We start from the raw sequence: 3,219 nt of genomic DNA on the forward strand, positions 1-3,219 counted from the left end.
AAGGCGAACAACCTGCAACCTGCAACCTGCAACCGTCAACCAACCTTCAACCTGCAACCTGCAACCTACCCTACACCGAACCGCCAAAGGCGAACAACCTGCAACCATACTCCAACCTTCAACCTGCAACCTGCAACCTACCCTACACCGAACGCCAAAGGCGAACAACCTGCAACCTTCAACCTGCAACCTGCAACCTGCAACCTGCAACCTTCAACCTGCAACCTTAAACCTGCAACCGTCAACCAACCTTCAACCTTCAACCTGCAACCGTCAACCAACCTTCAACCTTCAACCTTCAACCTGCAACCTGCAACCTGCAACCTGCAACCTGCAACCTTCAACCTTCGTAGGATACTCTTGAATGTTCTCATCAAAAAACCCGGTCAAGACCGGGAAAATTGCTGAAAAACCAATCAACTTACCAAAGCTTGGCTTTATTACAAAAAATCGTGGAATGTTTGGAAGCCCCGTCTATGAACGGGCAGGGTGCTGACCCTTGATGACCTTTAGACGGAAAAGAGAAAACACTCCCACACCTTGTACCCTTTTTTGAGATCCTAGAAGGTCATCAATTATTAACATTCCGAGACTTGGGTCAGCTCACAAACCTTCTATGTGACTATCTGATCATGTTACCTGATAATGTTACAGGTGAGGGGGCAAGCCGCATAAACGGGAGTCTGGATCAGATCAGGCTCGCCATGTAGCCAATTTAACCAACGAACTTCCTGAGGATGAACCCCCTTAAAGGTTAAGACTCCTGCACCTAATATCACTGCTAAAACATTTACTCCAATCATACTACCTGCTACTAGTAATACAGCACTAACCGGCAGAATCGATTGTAGAGCGATCGCTAACAGAGCGCCGGTGGTCACCATCAATACAATCAACGGAAAACCGACAACCAGTAAGCAAACTGCCAAGGTAAATGCCCAAATTAAAAAGCTTTTGACCACTGCTAATGAATCAGTTTGTGTCAAGCTTTGACTTGTGGTTAATGCCATGGTGTTTTCTCCAGTAATCATTAAAAAAATGAATTGACAGTGTCTGTCATTCATTGACAGGGTCTGTCTTTGAGTAAATTCTTTGATTGGAAATTTTCTAGGTGAGTTTCAGTATAGGTAAAATTTTGATGAAGATGAACCTTTTGTCAAAAAAGTTTACAGTCAACTCGTCCGACCTATGTATCAAAATTGTTACAATCGTTAAAAGCCGGAAATTATTGGTTATCTTAAGACAGACCCATAATCTACCATTAGACAGATGAAGCAATTTTTGATCGCTGATACATGGACCGAAGATATAGACCCAATCAGTTATAGGGTTATAGTTAGAGTTATATAGACCGAATCAGTTATAGAGATAAGTTATAGAGTCGCAAGAACAAGAAAGGGAACTAGGGTCACCGAATCGGATCAGGATGGGTGAGGGGTTGACTCCGATTTGCTTAACATTTATTATACTTTGCTTAATATTTTTTATCCAAATTGAATAGTTTTCTAATATTAAGCATAATTACTGATAATTAAGGATAATTACTCATATTAGGTATTTGTGATTAGGACTTTCCCCCCCGTCCCTTGCTCAACCCTAATCTTAGGGGTGCTTTGAATCAATGGGGCCCTTTGCTTGCGCCCTGACGGCTTGCGCCCCGCCCTCAAGGTGATCTTAAATCTGGTCTTGAGCAGGGGAGAGGGTTTTAGAGCTTTTCCTGCTTACTCAAAAAGAAACAATCACAAACAATAACAAACAATTAGATGGTGACAGCTGACGAATTTCAAAACATACATAGTCCTATAAACACATCACCTCCTCACCATTTATAGCTCGAAGAAATGAAATTGGTCTATAGCGTTTCTCATACTTATCAGGTACACTCAATTTTCTTACCCCGACTCCCGACTCCCTCGGTGCGCTTGACCCGTAATTAAATTCGCCACGGGTCGCACCGCTCCCGACTCCCGACTCCCATTAACCCAGGACGAAAATCCCTTACCTAAGGTAGAACTGTTATAAGTTATACTCAACCCTAACTGTTGGGAAAACTTAATGTAAGAGTTTGTAAAATAAATTCTCGTAGCCCAACTGTAGTTGGTAGTTGAAAGATGACAGACCCACAGCGTTCACCCCGGATTGCACCAGCACCACCGCCTTCGAATATAGCGTCTAGACCAGTATCTGCTCAAGCCAATCAATCGAGACCTGCACAACCAAGAGCCATGGCTCCAAGAAGCAGTCAAGCCGGTGCCGCAGTAGCCTCACGCCCTCGGCCTGTGGCCACAGCAGCTCAGAATTCAGCCACTAACGTCCAAGCAAAACCATCCGCCAATCAGCACCAGCAGACACCCCATAGCATCGGTCTGCCCCCTGGACAGTCAAGCTTAGAAAGCATTGTCCGTGAGGCTTTTGAGAAAGGAGTGTCTGATATTCATCTAGGTGTTGGTGAAACTCCCCGTTTCCGGAGTCGCGGTGAAATGGAGCCAACCGAATATCCACTCACCGATCACGCAACATTTAACTGTTGGCTCAAGGAAGTAATGACTGATGAAGAAATCCGGCGCTTTAGAGAAGAGTTGGAATTTGATGGGGCAACTCAGTACGAGTTTAGTCGGGTAAGGATTAATGTCTTCGATAGCCTTCTTGGTCCTGCCATGGTCTTGCGGATTATTCCCCTGAAGATATTGACCCTTGAGCAGTTGCGGTTGCCACCAATCCTGAAAGATGTCTGTCATTACCATAAAGGTCTCATTTTGGTCACCGGTCCCACAGGTTCCGGAAAATCTACCAGCATGGCCGCAATGATAGACTATATGAACAAAGAGATGGCGCGGCATATAATTACCATTGAAGACCCCATTGAATTTATCCACCAAAGTCGAAAATCTCTGGTTAAACAGCGGGAAGTAGGAATGCATACCCGTAAATTTGACCGGGCGTTGAAAGCCGCTTTGCGGGAAGACCCCGATGTGATTCTGATTGGGGAAATGCGAGATCGAGAAACAGTCAATACAGCTCTGAAAGCTGCTCAAACTGGTCACTTGGTCATGGGTACTTTGCATACCAACAGTGCCGTGAAAACCATTGAGCGGATTCTCAATCTCTACAATCCAGAAGAACAGGCTCCCATGCGGGTGTCCATATCAGAAGCCCTAGTAGGAGTCATTTCCCAAGGGTTGTGCCGTACTACCGATGGCAAGCGTGCTGCTTTTCATA

The 3,219-nt window shown here is 45.0% G+C and carries 3 protein-coding genes and 1 pseudogene; 2 read left to right on the forward strand and 2 right to left on the reverse strand.

Annotation, left to right across the window (positions count from 1 at the left end; translation table 11 throughout):
• Positions 1 to 408, forward strand: a pseudogene (locus F6K20_RS30855) (hypothetical protein); the annotation flags it as partial.
• A gap of 227 nt (positions 409 to 635) precedes the next feature.
• Here the strand turns inward: F6K20_RS30855 and F6K20_RS30860 are convergent.
• Both F6K20_RS30860 and F6K20_RS30865 read right to left on the reverse strand, forming a co-directional pair.
• Positions 636 to 1,010, reverse strand: coding sequence for a hypothetical protein (locus F6K20_RS30860; protein WP_044495632.1), 375 nt, complete (start codon positions 1,008 to 1,010; stop codon positions 636 to 638).
• 882 nt (positions 1,011 to 1,892) lie between these two features.
• Positions 1,893 to 2,033, reverse strand: coding sequence for a hypothetical protein (locus F6K20_RS30865; RefSeq protein WP_154659978.1), 141 nt, complete (start codon positions 2,031 to 2,033; stop codon positions 1,893 to 1,895).
• 78 nt (positions 2,034 to 2,111) lie between these two features.
• Here F6K20_RS30865 and F6K20_RS30870 point away from each other — a divergent pair.
• Positions 2,112 to 3,219, forward strand: a 1,108-nt coding sequence (locus tag F6K20_RS30870) for a type IV pilus twitching motility protein PilT (RefSeq protein WP_287297271.1), incomplete at its 3' end; no start/stop codon positions are given.

The sequence above is a fragment of the Moorena sp. SIO2C4 genome (genome assembly GCF_010672485.1).
In the GTDB taxonomy this organism is placed as follows: Bacteria; Cyanobacteriota; Cyanobacteriia; order Cyanobacteriales; family Coleofasciculaceae; genus Moorena; species Moorena producens.

Bases quoted from the DNA above. Each gene is read 5' to 3' on its own strand.
- F6K20_RS30860 (WP_044495632.1), bottom strand. From the start codon at position 1,010: ATGGCATTAACCACAAGTCAAAGCTTGACACAAACTGATTCATTAGCA.